Source organism: Acidovorax sp. GW821-FHT09A11 (genome assembly GCF_059418365.1).
On the sequence record NZ_JBWKPS010000010.1, the window covers coordinates 53633 to 77017 of the forward strand.

Here is a 23385-nt window from a genome sequence, read left to right on the forward strand (position 1 = left end):
AGGCAGCCAGGCGCAAGGACTGCGTCATGCACGAAAATGCCGCACCGCGCTTGTCACACAAGCGGCTGCAGCTATTCAAACAATAGCAATCCCGCCAGCACGCCTGTCGGCGGCCCCCAGCGGCCGCCCTGCACCCGCCTCAGACCTCCGCCAGGGCCAGCACCACCGCGCTGTCATCGACGACCAGCACCACCTTGCTGCCGGCGCGCAGTCCGCTGCCCGCGGGGGCAAAACCCACCATCCGCACCCCCGCGGCCAGTTCGGCGGACACCTCGTCGCCCGACGCGCCGCGCACCACGCGCACCGCCCTGGCCGGCAGGCGGCAGCGGGCGGGCTCCTCCGTCCCCTGCGTGCCGGTCTCGGTGCGCGGGCCCGCCAGGCGTTCCACCCGCACCGCCGTGGCCTTGCACAGTGCCTGCACCGCCAGCCCGGTCTGCAGGCCCAGCAGTTCGGCGCTCTCGCGCGTGATCCGCGAGATGAGCACGGCCGCCGCCGGGGCGCCCCCCCCGCCCTCCCCGGTCTCCAGCGCCAGGTGCACCCGCACGATCTGCCCCTGCACCTCCAGCCGCCGCACCACGCACGGCCACTGGTTGCGCATGCTGGTGCGCACGGCCAGCCGCGCCAGCGCGGGCCCGGCATGGGGCGTGGCCTGCCAGCGCGACAGCACCGCGCCGCGCGCCTGGGCCATGGCATCGGCGGCGGCGAGCAACTGCTGCCCCGCCTCGGTCAGCCGCGCCCCGCCGCCCCCCGCCCCACCCACGGCCCGCGCCACCAGCGCGCTGCCCGCGAGGTTGGTCAGGGTGTCCACCGCCTGCCAGGCCGCCTTGTAGCTCACCCCCACCACCCGGGCCGCCTGCGAGATCGAGCCCGTGGCGCCGATCTGCCGCAGGATGTCGATGCGCTTGTCGGTGAGGGCGTGGGTCAGCGCGGAAGAAATGGAAAGGGAGGAAGGCATGGTGAAGATCGGATTGGTGGCCAGGGCCGGCATGGGATTCTGACCGGACGGCGCACCGCCCCCGCCCCGGCGCAACGCGGCAGTGGCAACGGACCCGTCTGTTGACCTGGCGCAGGGACATCTCTCGCCAGTGCATGTCCGGGGTGCGATTATTTCTGCCGCCAGGCGCCGGGCCGCCGTGGCTTCATATACTCTCGCTATTCCATTAATGAATAGCGCACCTGCGCCACGCCGCCATGCCGTTCCGCTTCATTCCTGTGCCCCGCTCCCTTGCCGCCACCGCCATCTGCCTTGCGATGTTTCAGGCCGCCCATGCCGACAGCGTGTCGGTCGCCGTGGCCGCCAACTTCACCGCCCCCATGCAGAAGATCGCCGCGGCGTTTGAGGCCGACACCGGCCACAAGGCGGAGCTGTCCTTCGGCGCCACGGGCAAGTTCCATGCACAGATCACCAACGGTGCGCCGTTCCAGATCCTGCTGGCGGCCGATGACACCACCCCCGCCAGGCTGGAGAAGGAAGGCAAGGCCGTCGCCAACTCGCGCTTCACCTATGCCATCGGCACGCTGGTGCTGTGGAGCGCGCAGCCCGGCACCGTGGACGCTCAGGGCGCCGTGCTCAAGACCGGCGACTTCAAGCACCTGGCCATCGCCAACCCCAAGCTTGCCCCCTACGGCCTGGCCGCGATGCAGGTGATGGACAAGCTGGGCGTCACCGCGCGGCTGCAGCCGCGCTTCGTGCAGGGCGAGAACATTGCCCAAACCTACCAGTTCGTCTCCACGGGCAATGCGCAGCTGGGCTTCGTGGCGCTGTCGCAGGTGATGGCCGATGGCAAGATCACGGGCGGGTCCGCATGGCAGGTGCCGGCCGAACTGCACGAACCCATCCGCCAGGACGCGGCCCTGCTCACCCCCGGCAAGGACAGCGCCGCCGCCGCGGCACTGCTCCAGTACCTGCGCGGCGACAAGGCACGCGCCATCATCAGGTCCTACGGCTATAGTTTCTGAGCCGGCGGCCCGCACGCGCCGGCGCCGCAGCCCCGGCGATTTCCCTCCACCTCCCCATCCGCTTTTCAGCTATCCATGCCTTTTTCCAGCGCCGACCTTGCGGCCATCGGCCTCACGCTGCGCCTGGCGGGCACCACCATGGCACTGCTGCTGGTGCTGGGCACGCCGCTGGCCTGGTGGCTGGCGCACACGCCGTCGCGCTGGCGGGGCCCGGTGTCGGCCGTGGTGGCGCTGCCGCTGGTGCTGCCGCCCACGGTGATCGGCTTTTACCTGCTGGTCACGATGGGCCCCCACGGCCCGGTGGGCCAGTTCACGCAGTCGCTGGGGCTGGGCACGCTGCCCTTCACTTTCTGGGGGCTGGTGGCGGGCTCGCTCATCTACTCGCTGCCCTTCGCGGTGCAGCCGCTGCAGCACGCGTTCGAGGCCATCGGCCAGCGCCCGCTGGAAGCCGCCGCCACGCTTGGCGCCGGGCCCATGGACCGTTTTTTCACCGTGGCGCTGCCGCTCGCGCGCCCGGGCTTCGTGACCGCCGCCATCCTGAGCTTCGCCCACACGGTGGGCGAGTTTGGCGTGGTGCTGATGCTGGGCGGCAACATCCCCGGCGTGACGCGCGTGGTGTCGGTGCAAATTTACGACCATGTGGAGGCGCTGGAATACACGCAGGCCCACTGGCTGGCCGGCGGCATGGTGCTGTTCTCGTTCGTCGTGCTGCTGGGGCTGAACCTCACGCGGCACCGGCCGGCGTCCATGGTGCAATGAGGGCCGGCACGATGGCACCCCAGGACGAAACGCTCCCCCCGCAGATCACCGCCCGGCTGAAGCTGGAGCGCCCCGGCTTCACGCTGGACGTGGACCTGCGCCTGCCGGGGCGTGGCGTGACGGCCCTGTTCGGGCCCTCGGGCTGCGGCAAGACCACCTGCCTGCGCGCCGTCGCCGGGCTGGCGCGGGCGCAGCCGGGCCGGGTGGAAGTCAACGGCGAGGTGTGGCAGGACGATGCGCTGCGGGTCTGGCGCGCCACGCACGAGCGCGCGCTGGGCTATGTGTTCCAGGAAGCCAGCCTGTTCGACCACCTGAGCGTGCGCGGCAACATCGGCTATGGCCTGCGGCGTACGCCCGCCGCGCGCCGCAAGGTGGCGCTGGAGCAGGCCGTGGAGCTGCTGGGCATCGGCCCGCTGATGGACCGCAAGCCCCATGCGCTGTCGGGCGGCGAACGCCAGCGCGTGGCGATGGCCCGCGCCCTGGCCACCAGTCCGCGCCTGCTGCTGATGGATGAACCCCTGGCCGCGCTGGACGCACAGCGCAAGGCCGAGGTGCTGCCTTACCTGGAGCGCCTGCACCGCACGCTGGACATCCCGGTGCTCTACGTCAGCCACTCCATCGACGAGGTGGCCCGGCTGGCGGGCCACATGGTGCTGATGCAGGCGGGCCGGGTGCAGGCCCAGGGCAGCACGCACGAGCTCATCGTCAGGCTGGACCTGCCCCTGGCCCATGGCGATGCGGCGGCCACGGTGATCGACGGCGAGGTGCTCGGGCACGACCCGGACGACCATGTCACCACGGTGGCGTTCGCGGGGCGGCGGCTGCTGCTGGTGAGCCCGGTGGCGCGCGCGGCCGGGGAGCCCATCCGCCTGCGCGTGCAGGCACGCGACGTGAGCCTGGCGCTCACCGAACCGGCACACACGAGCATCCTCAACGTCCTGCCCGCCACCGTGGCCCAGGTCGCCGAGGACAGCCCCGGGCAGCTCATGGTGGCGCTGGATCTGGGGCCCACGCGGCTGCTGGCGCGCATCACCCAGCGCTCGGCCCAGGCACTGGCGCTGGCGCCCGGCAAGGCGGTCTTCGCGCAGGTCAAGGGCATCGCCATCGTCAACTGAGTGTCGGACAGCCGACACTGTCCAGGGATGTGCCGCGAGGCGCCGGACCGGCCGCCCAACGGTCGTATGATGCCCCTCCACAACGAGGGCGGGACATGGTGGTTTCAATCTGGCACAACGCAGCGCAGGCGTTCGCGGTGGGGTTCCCGCCACTGCTCCAGTGCCTGCTGTTCTGGCTGTTCGCGTCGCTGGTGGTGCATGTCTGCCAGCGGCTGGTGGAGCACACGGCATTTTCGGTCGATCCGTCCAGCCGGCGCATCAGCGCGTCGCACGCGGCCCTGTGCATCGGCTGCATCGTCTGGGCGCTCGATGTGGTCGGCCTGTTCATGTATGCGGAACTGGCGCACCACGCCGCGGCGCTGGACCTGGTGCCCGCCCTGAGCGGGCTGATCATCATGGTGGTCAGCGCGCGCCTGACGATTCCCACGCTCAGCACCGGTGCCAGCAAGGCACGCATCGCGGTGGCGGGGCTGTGCCTGGCCGTCGGCATGCTGGTGGCGCATTTCACGATCACGCGGGACCAGGTGCAGGACTTCGCCTCGGTGAACTGGACGGCCATCGCGCTGGCCTTCGCCATCGCCATGGGCATCGCCACCGTCACGTCCATGCGCCACCGCTCGGCCAGGCTGAGCGTGCTCACCCCCCGCTACCGCCGCCAGTCGTGGGACGAGAAGGTGCTGTGCGGGGCCGCGATCCTGCTGCTGCACTGGCTGCTGGTCAACACCTTTGCCCTGCACGCCCGCACGCCACGCGGCGAACCCGAGAGCCATGCGCTGCTCGGCATCGTGCTGGTGTTCGGCATCGCCCTGGCCATGGAACAGCTGAGCAACATGCGGTTTGACACCGGCCGCCAGCAGTTGCTGCGCAGGGGCCTGTCGATGATGCGGGTATCCAACATGGCCCAGAACCCCGAGCGCGACATGCAGCTGTCGCTCATCGCCGACCACCTGCCCAGCCTGCTGCGGCCGCATCGGCTGGCGCTGCACTTCCAGCCCATCCTGGACTTCCGGCAGCAGGGCGCGCAGTTCGAGGCGCTGCTGCGCATCACCGACAAGACCCTGGGCCCCATCAACCCCGAGATGTTCCTGCTGGTGTGCGAACTGCAGGGCCGGACGGTCGAGGTGGACCGCACCATCCTGGCCAACGCGCTCGACTGCGTGAAGTCCTGGCAGGCCCAGGGCCTGCACGACGTCACCATCAGCGTGAACGTGGCGCCCCTCACGCTGCTGGAAGACAGCTTCGTGCCCTGGCTGCGCGGCGAACTGGCCCAGCGCGCCCTGCCTCCCCGCGCGCTCAAGCTCGAGCTGACGGAGCACGCCATCATCGCGCTGGGCGCGCAGATGGTGGCCGCGATGCAGCGCCTGCGCACCCTGGGCGTGGCGGTGGTGATGGACGACTTTGGCACGGGCTACTCGTCATTGGGCATGCTGGCCGACCTGCCGATCGCCGGCATCAAATGCGATCGCCTGTTCGTGCAGCAGCTGCCGCAGGACCGGCGCCGCCAGTCGCTGCTGCGGCACATCGGCACGCTGGCGCAGGAGTTTGGGCTGTCCGTGGTGGTGGAGGGCGTTGAAACCGCAGAGGAACTGCGCATCCTGCGGTCAGTGGGCCTGCACGGCATCCAGGGCTATGTGTACAGCCGCCCCATGCCCGCGGCGGACGTGCCCGCCTGGCACGAAACGCAGATGCAGCCCCGGCGTGCCGCGCTGCAGGAGCTGGTGCCCGCGAAGGGTACCGCGACGGCGGCGCGCGCGCCCACGGCCTCCGCGCGGGGCCCGGCGCCCTGGGTGCCCGGAACATGACCACCCCCAAGGCGGCCCCCCCGCACCCCACCGCAACCGCGCGGGAGCGCGCCAGCAGGGGAATGCAAACGCACCGCGCGCCGCCGGAAACACCGCCAGCCACCCGGCCTGGCGCCTGCCCTTCTCCTTTCACCCCCTCTTCTCCTGGACATGCACCACCCGTGACGGCACTCACCACCCTGGTCCTCGGCGGCTACGGCAACTTCGGCGCGCGCATCTGCCGCGCGCTGGCCGGCGACCCCGCCACGGCGGGCCACATGGTGCTGCTGGTGGCGGGCCGTGACGCGGCACGCGCCCAGGCGCTGGCCGGCATGCTCGGGCATGGAGCCCGGGGCGTGGCGCTGGACCACCAGGCACCCGGCCTGGCCGCCACGCTGCGCCAGTGGGGCGTGGGCCTGGTCATCCACACGGCCGGTCCGTTCCAGGCGCAGGGCTACGGCGTGGCCCGGGCCGCCGCCGAGGCGGGGGCGCACTACGTCGACCTGGCCGACGGCCGCCGATTCGTGGGCGATTTCCCTGCCGCCATGCACGGCCCGTTCACCGCCGCGCAGCGCACGGCCGTCACGGGCGCCAGCACGGTGCCGGCGCTGTCCTCGGCCGTCATCGACCACCTGTGCGCGGGCTGGCAGCGCATCGACAGCATCGACATCTGCATCGCCCCCGCGCAGCGCGCGCCGCGCGGGCAGGCCACGCTGGCCGCGGTGCTGAGCTACTGCGGCCTGCCCATTCCCGTGTGGGAAGGCGGGCGCTGGCAGCCCCGGCGCGGCTGGGCGCAACCCAGCCGCGTCCAGTTCCACCGCCTGCGGCCGCGCCTGGGCGCGGTATGCGACATCCCGGACCTCGAGATTTTTCCCGCGCACTACCAGGCCACCGACCGCGTCACCTTCCGCGCCGCGCTGGAAGTCGGCCTGGCGCAGCGCACCTTCGCCGCCATCGCCGCGCTGCGCGGCTGGGGCATCCTGCCCCGCCCCGAGATGCTGGCGGGCCTGATGCACCACACCGGGGGCGTGCTCGATTTCCTGGGCACTCCGCTGGGGGGCATGGTGGTGCGCGCGGCGGGCACCGGTGCCCAGGGCCAGCCGTGCCGCCGGGCCTGGCACATCGCGGCAGACCACGACCACGGCCCCGAGATCCCCTGCATGGCCGCGATCCTGCTCGCCCGGCGGCTCGCCGCCGGGCATCCCCTGCCGACCGGCGCCCATACCAGCACCGGACTCCTCCCGCTGGAGGCCTTCGCCCCCGAATTCGCACGATGGGGCATGCAGACGGATGTGGTCGAGGAGCCCGCGCCACCATGATGGCGCCGCCGCAACACCGTCTGCTGCGCTACAGCCTGGTCGCGGTCTGGCTGGCCACCGCCTTCGCCAGCGTGTGGGAGCTCCACGGCCAGAGCCGCGAGCTGCTGGCGGGCCTGCCCAGGGCGTGGACCGACGGTGGTGCACCGTGGCTGCCCACCGCCCTCATCCTGGCCGGGGCCGCTGCCGACCTCGTGCTGGGGCTGTGGCTGGCGTTGCGCCCCGGGCGTTGCGCATATGCGGCCGCACTGCTTCTGATGGCCGCCATGACGCTGCTGGCCACGCTCATCCACCCCGCATGGTGGCTGCACCCCTTGGGGCCGCTCACCAAGAACCTGCCCATCGCCGCCATCCTGTGGGTGCTGCTGCAGGACACAACCACCTCGCCGCCCCCGCCATGAGCCTGTACCTCATCCTCAAGTGGATTCACATCGTCTCCAGCGTGCTGCTGGTGGGCACCGGGCTGGGCTCGGCGTTCTACCTCGTCTTCACCAACCGCAGCGGCAACGTGCAGGCGCAGGCCGTGGTCAGCCACCTCGTGGTGCGCGCCGACTGGTGGTTCACCACCCCCACGGTCTTCATCCAGCCGGCCACGGGGCTGGCGATGGCCGCGATGGCGGGCCTGCCGTGGAGCACGCCGTGGCTGGCCGCATCGCTCGTGCTCTACGCGGTGGCCGGTGCGTGCTGGGTGCCGGTGGTGTGGCTGCAATTGCGCATGCGCGACATGGCGGCGGAGGCGGCGCGCAGCGGCAGCGCCCCGCCCGCGCGGTACTGGCGCTATGCACGCCGGTGGGAGGCGCTGGGCTACCCCGCCTTCGCGGCCATGGCGGTGGTGTTCTACCTGATGGTGAACAAGCCTGCGCTGGCGTTCTGACTATCATCGCCCCATGCTCATAGAGACCCTGGACACGGCGCGCGACCTGGGGCGCCTGAAGGAAATTCTGGGTGTGATGGTGCGCCATGGCTTTGGCGACACCGTGCGCCGCCTCGGCCTGGCCGACAGGCTCGAACGCGCCGGCCAGGCCCTGCACTGGGCGCATGCCGCCGACCTGGCCCGCGTCGAGCCACCCGCCCAGGTGCGGCTGGCACTGGAAGAACTGGGGCCTGCGTTCGTGAAGTTCGGGCAGATCCTGGCGGGCCGCGCGGACCTCTTCGGCCCCGAGTGGATCGCCGAGTTTGAAAAGCTGCACAGCCAGGTGCCCGCCGTGCCCCTCGATGTGCTGCGCCCGCAACTGCGGGAAGACCTGGGGGCCGAGCCGGAAGAGGTGTTCGCCTGGTTCGACGCCACGCCGCTGGCCGCGGCCTCCATCGCGCAGGTGCACCGCGCGCGGCTGCGCGATGGCACCGAGGTGATCGTCAAGATCCGCCGCCCCGGCATTGCCGACACCATCCACGCCGACCTGCGCCTGCTGCTGCGCCTGGCCGCGCTGGCGGAGGCCGAACTGCCTGCGCTGAAACCTTACCGGCCGCAGCAACTGGTGCGCGAGTTCGCGCGCTCCCTGCGCCGCGAACTCGACCTGGCCGGCGAATGCCGGCAGGCCGAGCGCATCGCGCTGAACCTGGCGCAGCTGCCCCACATCGTGATCCCGCGCGTGTACTGGGAGCACACCCGCGAGCGCCTGAATGTGCAGGACTTCATCGACGGAACGCCAGGCGGCGCGCTGGGGGCGCTGGTACCCGAAGCCGGATTCGACCGCTCGGTGCTCGCCCGGCGCGGCGCGCAGGCCGTGCTCAAGATGATCGTGGAGGATGGACTCTTCCATGCCGACCCGCATCCGGGCAACGTGTTCTACCTGCCGGGCAACCGCATTGCCTTCATCGACTTTGGCATGGTGGGCCGCCTGTCGCAGCGCCGGCGCGAAGAGCTGCTGCAGTTGCTGCTGGGCCTGGTGGAGCACCAGCCGCAGGCGGTGGCCGATGTGCTGCTGGACTGGACGGGCGACGAACACGGCGTCAACCTGGGCCAGCTGGAGACCGAGGTGGAGGCCTTCGTGGACCAGTACCACGGCGTGCCGCTGGCGCAGCTGAGCCTGGGCCAGATGCTGGCCGACGTGACCGCCATCCTGCGCGAACACCACCTGGGCCTGCCGGCGGACCTGGCGCTGCTGATCAAGGCCTTCATCTCCCTCGAAGGCATGGGCCGCAACCTGGACCCGGACTTCCACATGGCCACCGAGGCCCTGCCCCTGCTCCAGCAGGTGGCGCGCGACCGCTACCACCCCCGGGCGCTGGCGGGCCGCGCCTGGTGGACGCTGCGGCGCGCGCTATCGACCGTGGAGCAGTTGCCCGACGATGTCGCGCGGCTGCTGCGCAATGCGCGGCGCGGGCATTTTCAGGTGGGCATCGAGCTGGCCCACCTCAAGCGCGTGGGCGACCAGATCGACCGTTCGGCCAACCGGCTCGCAATGGCGCTGGTGATTGCCGCGCTGATCATCGGCTCGTCCATCGTGATGACCGTCAAGGGCGGACCCACGCTGTTCGGCCTGCCGGCTTTCGGGTTTCTCGGATTCTTCGGCGCGGTGGTCTGCGGCCTGTGGCTGGTGCGCGCCATCTGGCGCAGCAGCCACCACCGCGACGACGACTGAACACGGCGGCCCCCGGCGGCACCGGAAAAAAACACACGCCATGCCCACCCCACCAGGCGGGCGGGCATGGCGTGTGCACACAGCAACCGCCGACCGACGCATTCGGATTCGGTTGTCAGGGCGGCCCGAACCCCAGCCGCCGCAGCACGGCCTGCGCCGCCGGTTGCCGCAGCGCGGTGGCAAACGCCTGCGCCGCAGCGGGGGCATCGGCGCGCACCGCCATGCCATAGGCGGCCCCCACCTGCAGCGCGGGGGGCAGTTGCACCACCCGCAAGCGCGGCACCTCGGCCTGCGCGGCCACCGCGTTCGTGCAATAGGTCAGAAACACATCGGCCTGGCGCTGGTCCATCACCCATGCGTAAGTGCCCCGGCCGGCGGGCGGCTTGGGCGAGTCCGCGCCCCTCGTGAGCTTCAGGGCCTTGGCATCCAGCTGGGCATAGGCGCCCGGCTGAATCTTGTCGGCCTGGCGGAACAGCGCCCAGGCGTAGTCGCCCGACGGGTCGGCCTTGGGCGTGGACGTGCCCACGCGCACGTCACTGCGCAGCAAGGTGGCCAGCAAGGTGCCGGGGGTGGCGCTGATCTGCTCGCTGGTCAGCGCACACAGCGCATTGCGCGTGAACACCACCGGCGCCCGCCATCCGCCCCGGGCCGCCAGGCGCTCGGGATGGTCGGTGTCGGCCGAGGCAAAGACCTGGGCCGCCTCGCCCTTCTCGATGCGCTCGCGCAGCAGGCCCGAGGCCCCGAAGGTCAGCGCCACCTTCTGGCCGGTGCGGGCTTCATGGTCGCGCGCGATCTCGGTGAAGGCCTCGCGCAGGCTGCCGGCGGCATAGACCTGCACGGGTGCCTTTTCAGCGCCCAAGGCCTCGGCAGCCACCGTGGAACAGCCCGCCAGCGGCAGGGCCAGCACACAAACCACGGCCGCGGCCAAGGCCGCCGTCCTCACGCGGTGCTCCATGGCGCGTTCTCACGGGGCTGCGTTCGGGAAGAACAGCTGCTCGCCGCCAATCTTGTAGCTGGCGATGGCGGCCTGGCCCGCGGGCGACACCACCCAGTCCACGAACTTCTGCGCGTCCTGCGCCTTCACGTGCGGGTGTTTGGCGGGGTTCACCACCATCACGCCGTACTGGTTGAAGAGCCTGGTGTCGCCCTCGACCAGGATGGCCAGGTCGGCGCGGTTCTTGAAGTTGAGCCAGGTGCCCCGGTCGGCCAGCACGTAGGCGCCGCTCGATGCCGCGATGTTGAGCGCGGGCCCCATGCCGCAGCCGCATTCCTTGTAGCCGCTGCCCTTGGTGGCGTCGGCGCCCGCGAGCTTCCAGTAGCGCAGCTCGGCCGCGTGGGTGCCGCTCTTGTCGCCGCGCGAGATGAAGCCGCCGTTGGCCGCGGACAGCTTCTGCAGGGCTTGCACGATGTCCTTGCCCTTGGTGCCCACCGGGTCGTTCCTGGGGCCGATCAGGATGAAGTCGTTGTACATCACGGGATAGCGCTTCACGCCCCAGCCATCGGCCACGAACTTTTCCTCGGCCGCCTGGTCGTGCACGAACAGCACGTCGGCATCGCCCCGGCGCGCCATGTCCAGCGCCTGCCCCGTGCCCAGCGCCACCACCTTGGTATCGAGCCCGGTGGCCTTCTTGAACTCGGGCAGCAGGTAGCCGAACAGGCCCGACTGCTCCGTGGAGGTGGTGGACGCCATGGTGATGCTCTGCGCAAACGCGGAACCAGACGCTACCAAAACAATAGCTACCAGCGCTTTGGGTACCAGCGCTGCAGCGCGAAAAGGCTTGAAACTCGTCATACCAGCTCTCCTTTGACAAACAGACGGGCGGCCTCCGGCAGGGGGCCGTTGAAGAAATCGTGCACCGGCAGGTCGGCCACCAGGCGGCCATGCTCCATATAGATCACGCGGCTGGCCAGGCGCTTGACCTGGCCCAGGTTGTGGCTGCTGAACACCATGGTCACGGGGTGCGCCGGGCCTGCCGCGCTGTGGCTGGCGGCAAAGTCGGCCATCAGGGCCTCGACCTCGCGCTTGGCATGCGGGTCGAGGCTGGCGGTGGGTTCGTCCAGCAGCAGCACGTCGGGCCGCAGCGCCCAGGCGCGGGCCAGCGCCACGCGTTGCTGCTGCCCCCCCGACAGGGTGCGCGCGTTCTGCGCGGCGATGTCCCGCAGCCCCACGCGCTGCAGCGCCGTGAGCGCCGTGACTCGCGCATCGCGCCACCGCACGCCCCGCAGCCACAGGGCCAGCGCCACGTTGTTCCGTGCGCTGGTGCGCAGCATGTGCGGGCGCTGGAACAGCATGGCCTGGCGCAGCGCGGCATCGCACTGCAGGCCGCCCCCGCTGGCATCGGCCAGGCCGTTGAGCACGCGCAGCAGCGTGCTTTTGCCGCTGCCGTTGGCGCCCACCAGCGCCACGCGCTCGCCGGGGGTGATGCGCAGCGTGACACGGTCCAGCGCCTGCACGTGGCCGTAGCGCACGGTCACCTGGCGCAGGTCGACCCAGGGGTTTGCCAAGGGCCCACTCATGCCGCCACCCCCACGGGGGTGCTGGAGGCAGAGCCGTCCACCCGTTCGCGCCAGCGGCGCACCAGGGCGATCAGCACATTGAGCGCCAGCACCACGGCCAGCAGGATGATGCCCAGCGCCAGCGCCAGGGGCAGGTCGCCCTTGCTGGTCTCCAGGGCGATGGCGGTGGTCATCACGCGCGTGAAGCCGTCGATGTTGCCGCCCACGATCATCACCGCGCCCACCTCCGAGATCGCGCGGCCAAACGATGCCAGCAGCACCGTCAGCAGGGCGTAGCGCTCGTCCCACGCCAGCAGCAGGGCGCGCAGCAGCGGGCCCGCGCCCATGGAGCGCAGCTGTTCGCCATGCGCGCGCTCGGCATCCTCCACCACCTGGCGCGTGAGCGCCGTGACCACCGGCAACACCAGGATGGCCTGCGCCAGCACCATGGCCTTGAAGCTGAAGAGCCAGCCCAGCGAGCCCAGCGGCCCGCTGCGCGAGAGCACCAGGTACACCACCAGCCCCACCACCACCGACGGCACCGCCAGCAAGGTGTTGAGCACCGCCAGCGCGGCGCCGCGCCCGGCGAAGCGGGCCACGCCCAGCCAGGCGCCCAGCACCAGGCCCACGCCACAGGCAAGAAGGCATGCGGTGGCGCTGACCGACAGGGAGCGGCCCACGATGGTCCACAGGACGGGGTCGGACGAGAGAGTGAGTTGCAGCGCTGTGCTCGCGCTTTCCGAGAGTGTGGACATGGGTTCGGCTATCGTAGGCACCCAACCAATATCCAGCGATATGAACTCCCGTGCATAGGGTCCAACTTCACTACACACTCAGCCGCGATGCCGGCAACGCGCTGATCCGCAACCCGCTGCCCGAACTGCTGCAGGCGGTGGCGGAGCACGGGTCCATCTCCGGCGCGGCGCGGGGGCTGGGCCTGTCCTACCGCCACGTCTGGGGGGCCCTCAAGCGCTGGGAGGACCAGTTGGGCGGCGAACTCATCATCTGGGGCAAGGGCCAGTCGGCGCAGCTCAGCGAGTTCGGCGCCAAGCTGCTGTGGGCGGAGCGGCAGGCCCAGGCACGGCTCGCGCCGCAGATCGCCGCGCTGCACGCCGACCTGGAACGCGCATTCGCCGTGGCCTTCGACCCCCACGCCCATGTGCTCACCCTGTACGCCAGCCATGACGACGCTCTGGCCGCGCTGCGCGCCCATGCCGCGGCGCACGGCGGAACGGGCGCGCTGCATCTGGACATCCGCTTCACCGGCAGCGTGGATGCCATCCGCGCGTTGAACGAAGGGCGCTGCACGCTGGCGGGCTTTCACACCGTGGACAACGCCAAGGCGGACTCCCTGACGGCACGCACCTACCAGCCCCTGCTGCAGCCCGGGCTGCACAAGATCATCGGCTTTGCCCAGCGCACCCAGGGCCTCATCGTCGCACCCGGCAACCCGCTGGCGCTGCACGGCCTGGACGACATCGCCCGCACCGGGGCCCGCTTCGTGAACCGGCCGCTGGGCACCGGCACGCGCGTGCTGCTCGACGACCTGCTCGCGCAAGCCGGGATCGGGGCTACTTCCATCGCGGGCTATGCGCTCAACGAACCCTCTCACACGGCGGTGGCGCAGGCCGTGGCCGCGGGTGCCGCGGACGTGGGCATGGGCATCGAGCTGGCCGCGCGGGCGCGCGGACTGGGCTTCGTGCCGCTGGTGCACGAGCGCTACCACCTGGCATGCCTCAAGGCCAGCCTGGACCAGCCCGCCACGCAGGCGCTGCGCGCGCTGCTGCAGACCCCCGAATGGCTTGAGCGACTGGGGGCCCTGCCGGGCTACACCCCCCTGCACTGCGGCGAAGTCCTGGCCATGAGCACCGTGCTGCCCTGGTGGCGCTTTGCCCGCCCCAAGCGCCGGGCACGCGCCACGGCCTGAGGGACGGAAGGGGCCCGAAAATCTGCTGAAGCGACTCCGAAGCCACAGGAGGCATGGGCAGCAGGCCGCCCGCCGGGAGACGGCGCGGTGGGCTGACACCGGAGAAAAAAGGCAGGAGAAAGAGGGGCAGACACCCGCCCCCCTGAGGAAAACCCCATGTCCGCGCGTCAGGCTTTCTTCAGCGGCGAAGGGGTAGGATGCGCGTTACTTTCGGACACCCGTTGGGATATTGCTGCGCGCCGTGCAGGCCGCAGCCATGCCCCTGGGCCCAGCAGCGCATTGGGCCTGCCCCTTTTTTATACTCTCAGGAGACACCAAGTGTCAGCACTACTCAAATTAGCCTTGGGCATGGACTGGATTTCCGGCAAGCTCAGCAAGGTGGCCACGTGGACCGTCCTGGCCGCGGCGCTCATCTCGGCAGGCAACGCCTTCATCCGCTATGGCCTGGACCTCAGCTCCAACGCCTGGCTGGAGATCCAGTGGTACCTGTTCGCCGCCACCGTGATGCTGGGCGCCCCGTTCGTCCTCATGCTCAATGAGCACGTGCGCGTCGACATCATCTACGGCAAGCTGCGCGGCAACAAGCAGGTGTATGTCGACATCGCGGGCCTGGTGGTGTTTCTGCTGCCCGCCATGCTGCTGATCGCCTACCTGAGCTGGCCGCTGTTCACCCGTGCCTTCTTCTCGGGCGAAATGTCGGGCAATGCGGGGGGGTTGATCCGCTGGCCCGCCATCCTGCTCATGCCGATCGGTTTTTCACTGATGTTCCTGCAGGGCCTGGCCGAGATCATCAAGCGCGTGGCCTATCTGCGCGGCATCTACCAGATGAGCACCCACTACGAGAAACCGGTTCAGTAATCCGGCCCGCAAGCGCCGAACCATGAACCCGTGGTGCCGCTGAGCTGCGAAGCCCGCCGCGCCACGCTCTCAATTCCGGATTTTCAGGAACAACAAAATGCAAATGGAAAACTTTGCCCCGATCATGTTCGCGGGCTTGGTGGTGGTGATGCTGATCGGCTTCCCCGTTGCCTTCTCGCTGGCCGCGCTGGGGCTGGCCTCGGGCTTCTTCGCCATCGAGATGGGCTGGTTCCCCGCCGTCTTCATGGCCAACCTGCCCATCAATATCTTCGGGATCCTGAGCAACGAGCTTTTGCTGGCCATTCCGTTCTTCACCTTCATGGGCGCCATCCTCGAGAAATGCGGCCTGGCCGAAGACATGCTCGACTCCATGGGCCAGCTCTTCGGCACCGTGCGCGGCGGCCTGGGCTACTCGGTGATCATCGTGGGCTTCATCCTGGGGGCCATCACCGGTACGGTGGCGGGCCAGGTGATCGCCATGGCGCTCATCTCGCTGCCCGTCATGATCCGCTATGGCTACAACATGCGCTACGCCACCGGCGTGCTGGCCGCCTCGGGCACCATCACGCAGCTGGTGCCGCCCTCGCTCGTGCTGATCGTGATGGCCGACCAGCTGGGACGCTCGGTGGGTGACATGTACCGCGGCGCCTGGGGTCCCTCCATCCTGCAGGTGCTGATCTTCGCGGGCTACACGTTCATGCTGGGCGTCTTCAAGCCCCACTACCTGCCGGGCATCCCGAAGGAAGCGCGCACCATGTCGGGCGCCAAGCTGTGGCTCAAGTGCCTGCGCGGCATCATCCCGTCGGCCCTGCTGATCTTCGCCGTGCTGGGCTCCATGGGCGGCCTGCCCGGCATCGACACCGCCATTGCGACGCCGACCGAGGCGGGCGCCATGGGCGTGGTGGGCGCCATGGTCCTGGCCGCGATCCACAAGCGCCTGACGCTGGCCCTGATGTGGGAAGCCATGCAGGGCACCATGCGCCTGACCGCCATGGTGGTGTTCATCCTGATCGGTGCACGCGTGTTCTCGATGGTGTTCCAGGGCGTGGACGGTGCCAAGTGGGTCGAACACATGCTCTCGGGCCTGCCCGGCGGCCAGATCGGCTTCCTGATCGCGGTGAACCTGTTCATCTTCTTCCTGGCGTTCTTCCTCGACTTCTTCGAGATCGCCTTCATCATCCTGCCCATGCTGGGCCCCGTGGCTGACAAGCTGGGCATCGACCTGATCTGGTTCGGCGTGCTGCTGTGCGTGAACATGCAGACGAGCTTCATGCACCCGCCCTTCGGTTTCGCGCTTTTCTACCTGCGGGGTATCGCCAACACGCTCTTCAAGGAAGGCCGCATTCCCAAGCCCGTGCTGTCCAGCGACATCTACATGGGCGCGATTCCCTGGGTGATCATGCAGCTGCTGCTGGTGACCATCGTGATCTTCGTGCCACAGACGGTGACCATGTTCCTGCCCAAACAGGAGATCATCGACACCGACAAGGTCCAGATCGAGGTGCCGACGGATGACCTGATGCGCTCGGAAGCCACGCCCGATGCGGGCGGAGAAACCGCCGGCGAGAACCCTTTCGGCAACGCCCCGGCTGAAGCAGCGTCGGAACCGGCAAAGTGATGCACAACAGGCCCATCCCCGCGCTCCCATTGCCATGCTGAACCTCACCCCGCTGCCCCTGCCCGAGCCCTTTCGATTTACACCCGAGGGCGGCACGGTCGTGGGCCCCGCGTTCTCGCGCTCGTTCCGGCTCATGGCCACCGTGATCGTGGGCGGTTGCGCCCTGTGGTTCGCCCAGCTGTGGACACGGGGAGCGCTGGGCAACTCGGTGGGCACGGGCACCGGATGGTTCATCGCGGGCCTGGCGCTGATGGCCTGGACCTGGTGGAGCATCATGGTGAGCACCACGCGCATGGACACGAAAGGCCTGCACCAGCGCTGGGTGTGGGACAAGGCCATGCCCTACGACGACCTGGCCTATGTGCGGCTGATCCGCGTGCGCGGGTTCAGCTGGCTCATCGCTCCCCGCCTGTACGTGCGCACGCTCGCCGGCAAGTTCACGGTGTTCTATGGCGCCACGCCCGCACTGATCGGCGAGTTCGAGCGCATGGGAAAAGAGCTCAGCGCCTTCCGGCAATTCTGAGCCGCCACGGCTTCGTGGAGAGGCGGGCACTCCGAGAGGGGTGCCCGCCTTTTTCATGCGCTCCACACAATGGCGGGCCCGACTCGCCAACGCGCAGCGGCGATCACTCCTGGCGGACGCTCCCGGCGCCCGCGTGCAACCTCCCGCGCCTTGCCCCCAGGCCTCTTGGACACCCTCCGCACGGCCACCGGGGGCGCTGCATGCCACACGCAGGGCAAGGTGAGCCAGGGGTTGGCCGTGGGTGGAGCTGCGTGCCACGGGGATGAGGAGCCCGGCGGCGGCCCCGGCTCCCGCTGCGTGGGCCCATCCTCTGGCGAGCGGACTGCACAGCGAATAGAAAAACGACGCCCATGAAAAAACCGCGCCAGGGCGCGGTTTTCTTGTTGCACTGAGCGCGGCGGGGCGTCAGAGCTTGAGGGTCTGCATGTAGCTGTCGAAACGGCCTTCGGCCACGCGGAACCATGCCACCTGGTCGCGCTGGAAGTTGCGGAAGTCCGCATAGATCTTCTTCCACTCGGGGCTCTTGGCATCGTTCTCGGCGTACACCTCCTGGGAAGCCTTGAACGAAGCGTCCAACACGTCCTTGGTGAAGGGCAGCAGCTTGATCTTCGCGCCGATCAGTTGCTTGAGGGCCACGGGATTGCGGGCGTCGTACTTGGCCAGCATGTCCACGGCGGCGTGCGACGAAGCGGACTGGATGATGGCCTTGTTCTCGGCCGACAGGGCATCGAAGGCCTTCTGGTTGATGAAGAAGTCCACTTCAGGACCGCCTTCCCACCAGCCGGGGTAGTAGTAGTGAGGCGCCACCTTGTTGAAGCCCAGCTTCTGGTCGTCATAGGGGCCGACCCATTCCGCCGCATCGATGGTGCCTTTTTCCAGCGCCTGGTAGATTTCGCCGCCTGGCAGGCTTTGGGGAACAACACCCATCTTCTGCATCACTTCGCCGACGAGGCCGCCGCCCAGGCGCATCTTCAGGCCCTTGAGGTCAGCGACCGACTTGATTTCCTTGCGGTACCAGCCGCCCATCTGCGTGCCCGTGTTGCCGCCCGCGAAGCTCAGCATGCCGTAGCCTGCGTAGAACTCGTCCATCAGCTTGCGGCCGTTGCCGTGCATCATCCACGCGTTCATCTGGCGCGAGTTCATGCCGAACGGGATCGCGGAGCCCAGCGCGAACGCGGGGTTCTTGCCGTAGAAGTAGTACGGCACGGTGTGGCACATTTCCACGGAGCCTTGCTGCACGCCGTCAGCCACGCCCATGGCGGGCATCAGTTCGCCGCCAGCGTGCACCGAAATCTCGAACTTGCCGCCCGACATGGCCTTCACCGCATTGGCAAACACCTCGGCACCGCCGTAGATGGTGTCAAGGGGCTTGGGGAAGCTCGACGCAAGGCGCCAGCGCACGGCAGCCTGTGCGTGAACGGCAGGCGCAACACCCGCGGCCAGCACGCCCGCGATGCCCGCATGCTTGATGATTGAACGACGATCCATGTGGTTATCTCCGAAAACTCGATTGCACAACTTGGCGCAACGGGCGGTAACCCACGGGCCAAGAACCTTTTTACCGGAGTCGATTGTAGGAACATGCCCAGTGCCGGATTTGCGGGTTTTCCCGTGAAATCCCAGACGCCCGATCAGGGCTTCAGGGTTCTGCAAGCATCGGCTGCGCCCCGCGCACGCAAGGCCGCAACGGGCCGCATCGCCTGGAAGCGGCGTCAGATCTTCTGCGCCGACATGAAGGTGTCGTAGCGCGCTTCGGCAAAGCGGAACCAGAGGATCTGGTCGCGCTGGAAGTTGCGCATGTCCCCGTAGATCTTCTTCCACTCGGGGCTTTTGGAATCGTTGTGCGCAAAGACCTCCATGGACGCCTTGAAGGCCGCATCCATGACACTTTGCGAGAACGGCAGCACCTTGGTCTTGGCGGCCACCAGCTGCTTGAGCGCGGTGGGGTTCAGCGCGTCGTACTTGGCCAGCATGTCCGCGTGCGCAATGGCGGCGGCTGCCTCCACGATGAGCTTGTTGTCGGCCGAGAGGCCGTCGAACGCCTTCTTGTGGATGAAGAAATCCACCTCGGGCCCGCCCTCCCACCAGCCGGGGTAATAGTAAAAGGGCGCCACCTTGTTGAACCCCAGCTTCTGGTCGTCATACGGCCCCACCCATTCGGCGGCGTCGATGGTGCCCTTTTGCAGGGCCTGGTAGATCTCGCCCCCCGGAATGCTCTGCGGAATGGCGCCCAGCCGGGACATCACTTCACCCACCAGACCGCCGCCCAGGCGCATCTTCATGCCCTTGAAGTCGCTCGGGCTCTTGATCTCGCGCAAGTACCACCCGCCCATCTGCGTGCCGGTGTTTCCCCCCGCGAAACTGACCATGCTGAAGCCGGCGTAGAACTCGTCCATGAGCTTGCGCCCATTGCCATGGAGCATCCAGGCACTCATCTGGCGCGCGTTGAAGCCGAAGGGGATGGCCGAGCCCAGCGCGAAGGCGGGGCTCTTGCCGTAGAAGTAATACGGCACGGTATGGCACATCTCGACCGCGCCGCCCTGCACGGCGTCCACCACGCCAAATGCCGGCACGAGTTCGCCCCCCGCGTGCACGGAGATCTCGAAGCGGCCGTTCGTCATCACTTTCACGGCCTTGGCGAACACCTCCGCGCCGCCATAGATGGTGTCCAGCGACTTGGGGAAACTGGAGGCCAGGCGCCACCGGATGGATGCCTGCGCAAACACCGCGGGCGCCACGCCGGTGGCCAGGACCCCTGCGATACCTGCGTGTCTGACGAGAGAGCGGCGATCCATAGAACTTGTCTCCAAGAGGGGTGTTGGCAGGCGCGGGCGCATGGCGCCATTGCGGCGCTGGCGAGGGACGGGCACTGTTGCCTTTTGTCGCAATTGTAGGAGGAGGGTCCGCGGCTGGCCCTCTAGGTTTTCCCGGGCACGCAAGGCCATGCGCGGCACCGGCTGGCGGCCCCGCCGTCAGCGCCCCACCCTGTCCCGGAAAAAAGCAGAGGGCGCGGCCTGCGCATCCACCCACGGCATGCGGCCGCCGGCGAAGCCAGTCCGCGCAGCGCGGCCGTTCGCCCTAGCCCGGGAACCGCTTCTCTATCGCGTTGCGGATTCCCGCCGCGTCGAGCCCCTGCAATGCCAGGAGCCTGGCCGGATCGCCGTGCTCGATGAACACGTCCGGCAGGCCCAGCTGCAGCACCGGGCGCACGATGCCCATGGCGTTGAGCGCTTCGGTCACGGCGCTGCCCGCGCCGCCCATGATCGCGCCTTCTTCCAGCGTGACCAGCGCATCGTGGCGCTCGGCCACTTCACGCAGCAGCGCCTCGTCGACGGGCTTGGCCCAGCGCATGTTGACCACCGTGGCGTCCAGCGCCTCGGCCGCTTCGAGCGCGGGGTACAGCAGCGTGCCAAACGACAGGATGGCGATGCGCGGGGCACCGGCACGGGTGCCCTGGCGCTCGCGGCGGATCTCGCCCTTGCCAAAGGGCAGGCTGTCCAGGCCCGCCAGCGGCGCCACGCCCGCGCCGCTGCCGCGCGGGTAGCGCACGGCCACGGGGTGGTCCTGCTCGAAGGCGCTGCTCAGCAACTGGCGGCATTCGCGCTCGTCGGCCGGGCAGGCCATGCTCATGTTCGGGATGCAGCGCACAAACGGGATGTCATACGCCCCGGCATGCGTGGCGCCGTCCGCGCCCACCAGCCCGGCACGGTCGAGCGCGAACACCACGGGCAGGTTCTGCAGCGCCACGTCGTGGATCAGCTGGTCGTAGCCGCGCTGCAGGAAGGTGGAGTAGATCGCCACCACGGGCTTGACGCCCTCGCAGGCCATGCCGGCGGCGAACGTCACGGCGTGCTGCTCGGCGATGCCCACGTCGTAGTAGCGGTCCGGAAAGCGCTTTTCAAACTCGACCATGCCCGAGCCTTCGCGCATGGCGGGCGTGATGCCCACCAGGCGCCCGTCGTGCGCGGCCATGTCGCACAGCCACTGGCCGAACACCTGGGTGAAGGTGGGCTTCGGCGCGGCGCTGCTCTTGACCAGGCCCACGGCCGGGTCGAACTTGCCGGGGCCGTGGTAGGCCACGGGGTCGGCCTCGGCCAGCTTGTAGCCCTGGCCCTTCTTGGTGACCACGTGCAGGAACTGCGGGCCCTTGAGGCTCTTGATGTTCTCGAGCGTGGGGATCAGCGAATCGAGGTCGTGGCCGTCGATGGGACCGATGTAGTTGAAGCCGAACTTCTCGAACAGCGTGGCGGGCACCACCATGCCCTTGGCCTGCTGCTCGAAGCGCTTGGCCAGCTCCAGCAAGGGCGGCACGGGGCGCAGCACGGTCTTGCCCACGTTCTTGGCGGCGGCGTAGAACTGGCCGCTCATGAGCTGGGCCAGGTAGCGGTTGAGCGCACCGACGGGCGGGCTGATGCTCATGTCGTTGTCGTTGAGCACGACAAGCAGGTTGGCGTCGGCCACGCCGCCGTTGTTGAGCGCCTCGAAGGCCATGCCGGCGCTCATCGCGCCGTCGCCGATGATGGCCACCGCATGCCGGTCTTCTCCCTTGCGCTTGGCGGCCAGCGCCATGCCCAGTGCCGCCGAGATGCTGGTGCTCGAGTGCGCCGTTCCGAAGGTGTCATACACGCTCTCCGCCCGCTGCGGAAACCCCGAGATGCCGCCCAGCTGGCGCAGCGTATGCATGCGGTCGCGCCGGCCGGTCAGGATCTTGTGGGGGTAAGTCTGGTGGCCCACGTCCCACACGAGGCGGTCTTCGGGGGTGTTGAAGACGTGGTGCAGCGCCACGGTCAGCTCCACCGTGCCCAGGTTGGAGCTGAGGTGGCCGCCGGTCTGGGAGACGCTCTGCAGCACGAACTCGCGCAGTTCGGTGGCCAGCGCCTTGAGGTCTGCGCGCGAGAGCTTGCGCAGGTCTGCCGGGTCATTGATGTTCTGCAGCAGGGGAAAGGACGTCGTGGACATTTACTATTCTTTTTATAGCTTCCAGCGCTTTACCGATAAGCGCCAGTGGCCAGTTTGGTATGTTTCTTCATCGCGACGCGGCACGGCCCGGGCCCTGCTCAGTGCGAGCGGCGCACCACCATGTCCGCCAGGGCCGCCAGTGCGCGGGTATCGGGCAGGCCGCTGCGGGCCAGCGCCGCATGCGCCTCGCCCAGGAGTTCGTCGGCATGGGCCCGCGCGGGCTCCAGCCCAAGCAGCGAGACATAGGTGGGCTTGTCGGCCGCCGCGTCCTTGCCCGCCGTCTTGCCCAGCGTGGCCGAATCGGCCACCACGTCCAGGATGTCGTCGATCACCTGGAACGCAAGGCCCATGGCGGCGCCATAGTCGGACAGCGCCTGGTACGCCGCGCCCACCGCATGGCCGCACACCGCGCCCATGAGCACGCTGCCCTGCAGCAGCGCGCCCGTCTTGAGGCGGTGCATCTGCCGCAGCTGGTCCTGCGTGAGCGCAACCCCCACGCTGGCCAGGTCGATCGCCTGCCCACCCGCCATGCCGGCCGACCCCGCAGCGCAGGCCAGCAGCCGGCACAGCGCGGCCTGGGTGGCCGCGGGGATGAGGGTGTTGTCCGGCGTCAGCAATTCGAACGCAAAGGCCTGCAGGGCGTCGCCCGCCAGCAGCGCCTGGGCCTCGCCAAACTGCACGTGCACCGTGGGCTTGCCCCGGCGCAGCACGTCGTTGTCCATGCAGGGCATGTCATCGTGCACCAGCGAGTAGGCGTGGATCAGCTCCACCGCGCAGGCCGCGCGCAGCGCCGCGTCGTCGAACACCGCGGAGGCGGAGGCACCGCTGCACACCGCCTCATAGGCCGCCAGCACCAGCAGGGGCCGCAGGCGCTTGCCGCCGTCGAGCACGGCGTAGCGCATGGCATCGCCCAGCCCGGCGGGCGCGCCGTGGCCCACCCACTGCGAGAGGGCCTGCTCCACGCGTGCCAGGTGGTTCTGGCTCCAGAGATTCATGTCAAGGGGTCGGCTCGCACACGCCATCGGCACCGCGCTCATTCCTGGTTCCATGGTTGCAGCTGTCCTTCGTCCAGCACCTTGATCTGGTCCTGCACGGCATCGAGCCGCTGGCGGCAGAACGCCAGCAGCGCCGCACCGCGCTGGTAGCCGGCCAGCATCTGGTCCAGCGGCAGCTGGCCCGATTCAATGCGGGCCACGAGTTGCTCCAGCTCTTCCAGCGCCGCTTCGTAGCTAGCGGGTTCGGCGGGGGGCGCGGGAGTTGCGGGAGCCTTGGGCATGGAGGGGGCGACGGTGCGCGGGTGAAAAACCGGTCATTTTAGGCGCACCACCGCGGCGCGGCGCGGGACGCCCCCCGGCGCGCTCCGCCCCCGGCGCCAGAAGCCTGTGTCCGGCCCGCCACAGGGCCGCGGCGCGCCGTGAGCAGATGGCCGGAACAGGGGTTTCAATACACGTAAGTGGGATGCGGGAATAACCCCACCGCCTATAATCCC

22 protein-coding genes are annotated in these 23385 nt (G+C 69.2%); 12 read left to right on the forward strand and 10 right to left on the reverse strand.

The window, feature by feature from the left end; all coding sequences use genetic code 11:
* Nucleotides 1-139: 139 nt before the first annotated feature.
* Entirely contained in the window at nt 140-955 is an 816-nt protein-coding gene (locus tag AC07PV_RS20960) for a TOBE domain-containing protein (protein WP_492808311.1), read from the reverse strand.
* A gap of 296 nt (nt 956-1251) precedes the next feature.
* On the opposite strand from AC07PV_RS20960, the gene modA reads away from it, so the two are divergent.
* From modA to AC07PV_RS21000, 8 genes are all read left to right on the forward strand, one after another.
* Complete coding sequence (gene modA / locus AC07PV_RS20965; protein ID WP_255591847.1) at nt 1252-1959, forward strand: molybdate ABC transporter substrate-binding protein; 708 nt, start codon at nt 1252-1254, stop codon at nt 1957-1959.
* A 75-nt stretch (nt 1960-2034) separates the two neighbouring features.
* Nucleotides 2035-2718 carry a molybdate ABC transporter permease subunit gene (gene modB, locus AC07PV_RS20970; protein ID WP_218293791.1) on the forward strand — a complete coding sequence of 228 codons (684 nt, stop codon included), beginning with the start codon at nt 2035-2037 and terminating at the stop codon, nt 2716-2718.
* 11 nt (nt 2719-2729) lie between these two features.
* Nucleotides 2730-3833: a molybdenum ABC transporter ATP-binding protein gene (gene modC / locus AC07PV_RS20975; RefSeq protein WP_218341668.1), complete on the forward strand. Its 1104-nt coding sequence runs from the start codon at nt 2730-2732 to the stop codon at nt 3831-3833.
* 95 nt (nt 3834-3928) lie between these two features.
* Nucleotides 3929-5635, forward strand: coding sequence for an EAL domain-containing protein (locus AC07PV_RS20980; protein WP_494631222.1), 1707 nt, complete (start codon nt 3929-3931; stop codon nt 5633-5635).
* 161 nt (nt 5636-5796) lie between these two features.
* Nucleotides 5797-6933, forward strand: coding sequence for a saccharopine dehydrogenase family protein (locus AC07PV_RS20985; RefSeq protein ID WP_494631223.1), 1137 nt, complete (start codon nt 5797-5799; stop codon nt 6931-6933).
* On the forward strand, nt 6933-7331 hold the full coding sequence (locus AC07PV_RS20990) for a DoxX-like family protein (protein WP_218294431.1): 399 nt from the start codon (nt 6933-6935) through the stop codon (nt 7329-7331). The genes AC07PV_RS20985 and AC07PV_RS20990 overlap by 1 nt, the downstream gene beginning before the upstream one ends.
* Nucleotides 7328-7804, forward strand: coding sequence for a DUF2269 family protein (locus AC07PV_RS20995; RefSeq protein ID WP_494631225.1), 477 nt, complete (start codon nt 7328-7330; stop codon nt 7802-7804). The genes AC07PV_RS20990 and AC07PV_RS20995 overlap by 4 nt, the downstream gene beginning before the upstream one ends.
* Before the next feature lie 13 nt (nt 7805-7817).
* On the forward strand, nt 7818-9515 hold the full coding sequence (locus AC07PV_RS21000; protein WP_218293784.1) for an ABC1 kinase family protein: 1698 nt from the start codon (nt 7818-7820) through the stop codon (nt 9513-9515).
* 115 nt (nt 9516-9630) lie between these two features.
* Here the strand turns inward: AC07PV_RS21000 and AC07PV_RS21005 are convergent, their stop codons facing one another.
* From AC07PV_RS21005 to AC07PV_RS21020, 4 genes are read right to left on the reverse strand one after another with little or no spacing between them, the layout of a single operon-like run.
* On the reverse strand, nt 9631-10470 hold the full coding sequence (locus AC07PV_RS21005; RefSeq protein ID WP_494631226.1) for a molybdate ABC transporter substrate-binding protein: 840 nt from the start codon (nt 10468-10470) through the stop codon (nt 9631-9633).
* Nucleotides 10471-10479: 9 nt separating this feature from the next.
* The gene (locus AC07PV_RS21010) at nt 10480-11307 is read right to left on the reverse strand and encodes an ABC transporter substrate-binding protein (RefSeq protein ID WP_494631228.1); all 828 of its coding nucleotides are present in this window, start codon (nt 11305-11307) and stop codon (nt 10480-10482) included.
* Entirely contained in the window at nt 11304-12032 is a 729-nt protein-coding gene (locus AC07PV_RS21015; protein WP_218341672.1) for an ABC transporter ATP-binding protein, read from the reverse strand. Before AC07PV_RS21015 ends, AC07PV_RS21010 begins: the two co-directional genes overlap by 4 nt.
* Complete coding sequence (locus AC07PV_RS21020) at nt 12029-12766, reverse strand: ABC transporter permease (protein ID WP_218293776.1); 738 nt, start codon at nt 12764-12766, stop codon at nt 12029-12031. Before AC07PV_RS21020 ends, AC07PV_RS21015 begins: the two co-directional genes overlap by 4 nt.
* Nucleotides 12767-12816: 50 nt before the next feature.
* Here AC07PV_RS21020 and AC07PV_RS21025 point away from each other — a divergent pair, with 50 nt between their 5' ends.
* The 4 genes from AC07PV_RS21025 (at nt 12817) to AC07PV_RS21040 (ending at nt 16937) form a co-directional block, all read left to right on the forward strand.
* Entirely contained in the window at nt 12817-13938 is a 1122-nt protein-coding gene (locus AC07PV_RS21025) for a substrate-binding domain-containing protein (RefSeq protein ID WP_218293774.1), read from the forward strand.
* A gap of 318 nt (nt 13939-14256) precedes the next feature.
* Nucleotides 14257-14796, forward strand: a complete 540-nt coding sequence (locus tag AC07PV_RS21030; RefSeq protein WP_218293772.1) for a TRAP transporter small permease subunit — start codon at nt 14257-14259, stop codon at nt 14794-14796.
* 97 nt (nt 14797-14893) lie between these two features.
* Nucleotides 14894-16414, forward strand: a complete 1521-nt coding sequence (locus tag AC07PV_RS21035; protein ID WP_218293771.1) for a TRAP transporter large permease — start codon at nt 14894-14896, stop codon at nt 16412-16414.
* Nucleotides 16415-16448: 34 nt separating this feature from the next.
* The gene (locus AC07PV_RS21040; RefSeq protein WP_218293769.1) at nt 16449-16937 is read left to right on the forward strand and encodes a hypothetical protein; all 489 of its coding nucleotides are present in this window, start codon (nt 16449-16451) and stop codon (nt 16935-16937) included.
* A 405-nt stretch (nt 16938-17342) separates the two neighbouring features.
* On the opposite strand, the gene AC07PV_RS21045 is transcribed toward AC07PV_RS21040, so the two are convergent.
* The 5 genes from AC07PV_RS21045 to xseB form a co-directional block, all read right to left on the reverse strand.
* A complete protein-coding gene (locus AC07PV_RS21045; protein ID WP_218293768.1) occupies nt 17343-18425 on the reverse strand; it encodes a TRAP transporter substrate-binding protein in 1083 nt (360 codons plus the stop codon).
* A 224-nt stretch (nt 18426-18649) separates the two neighbouring features.
* Nucleotides 18650-19732, reverse strand: a complete 1083-nt coding sequence (locus tag AC07PV_RS21050; protein ID WP_218293766.1) for a TRAP transporter substrate-binding protein — start codon at nt 19730-19732, stop codon at nt 18650-18652.
* A 283-nt stretch (nt 19733-20015) separates the two neighbouring features.
* Nucleotides 20016-21896 (reverse strand): 1-deoxy-D-xylulose-5-phosphate synthase, encoded by a 1881-nt coding sequence (gene dxs / locus AC07PV_RS21055; protein ID WP_218341673.1) that lies wholly within the window; start codon nt 21894-21896, stop codon nt 20016-20018.
* Nucleotides 21897-21994: 98 nt separating this feature from the next.
* Complete coding sequence (locus AC07PV_RS21060) at nt 21995-22933, reverse strand: polyprenyl synthetase family protein (protein WP_494631270.1); 939 nt, start codon at nt 22931-22933, stop codon at nt 21995-21997.
* Nucleotides 22930-23172, reverse strand: a complete 243-nt coding sequence (xseB, locus tag AC07PV_RS21065; RefSeq protein WP_218293763.1) for an exodeoxyribonuclease VII small subunit — start codon at nt 23170-23172, stop codon at nt 22930-22932. The genes AC07PV_RS21060 and xseB overlap by 4 nt, the downstream gene beginning before the upstream one ends.
* Nucleotides 23173-23385 lie beyond the last annotated feature (213 nt).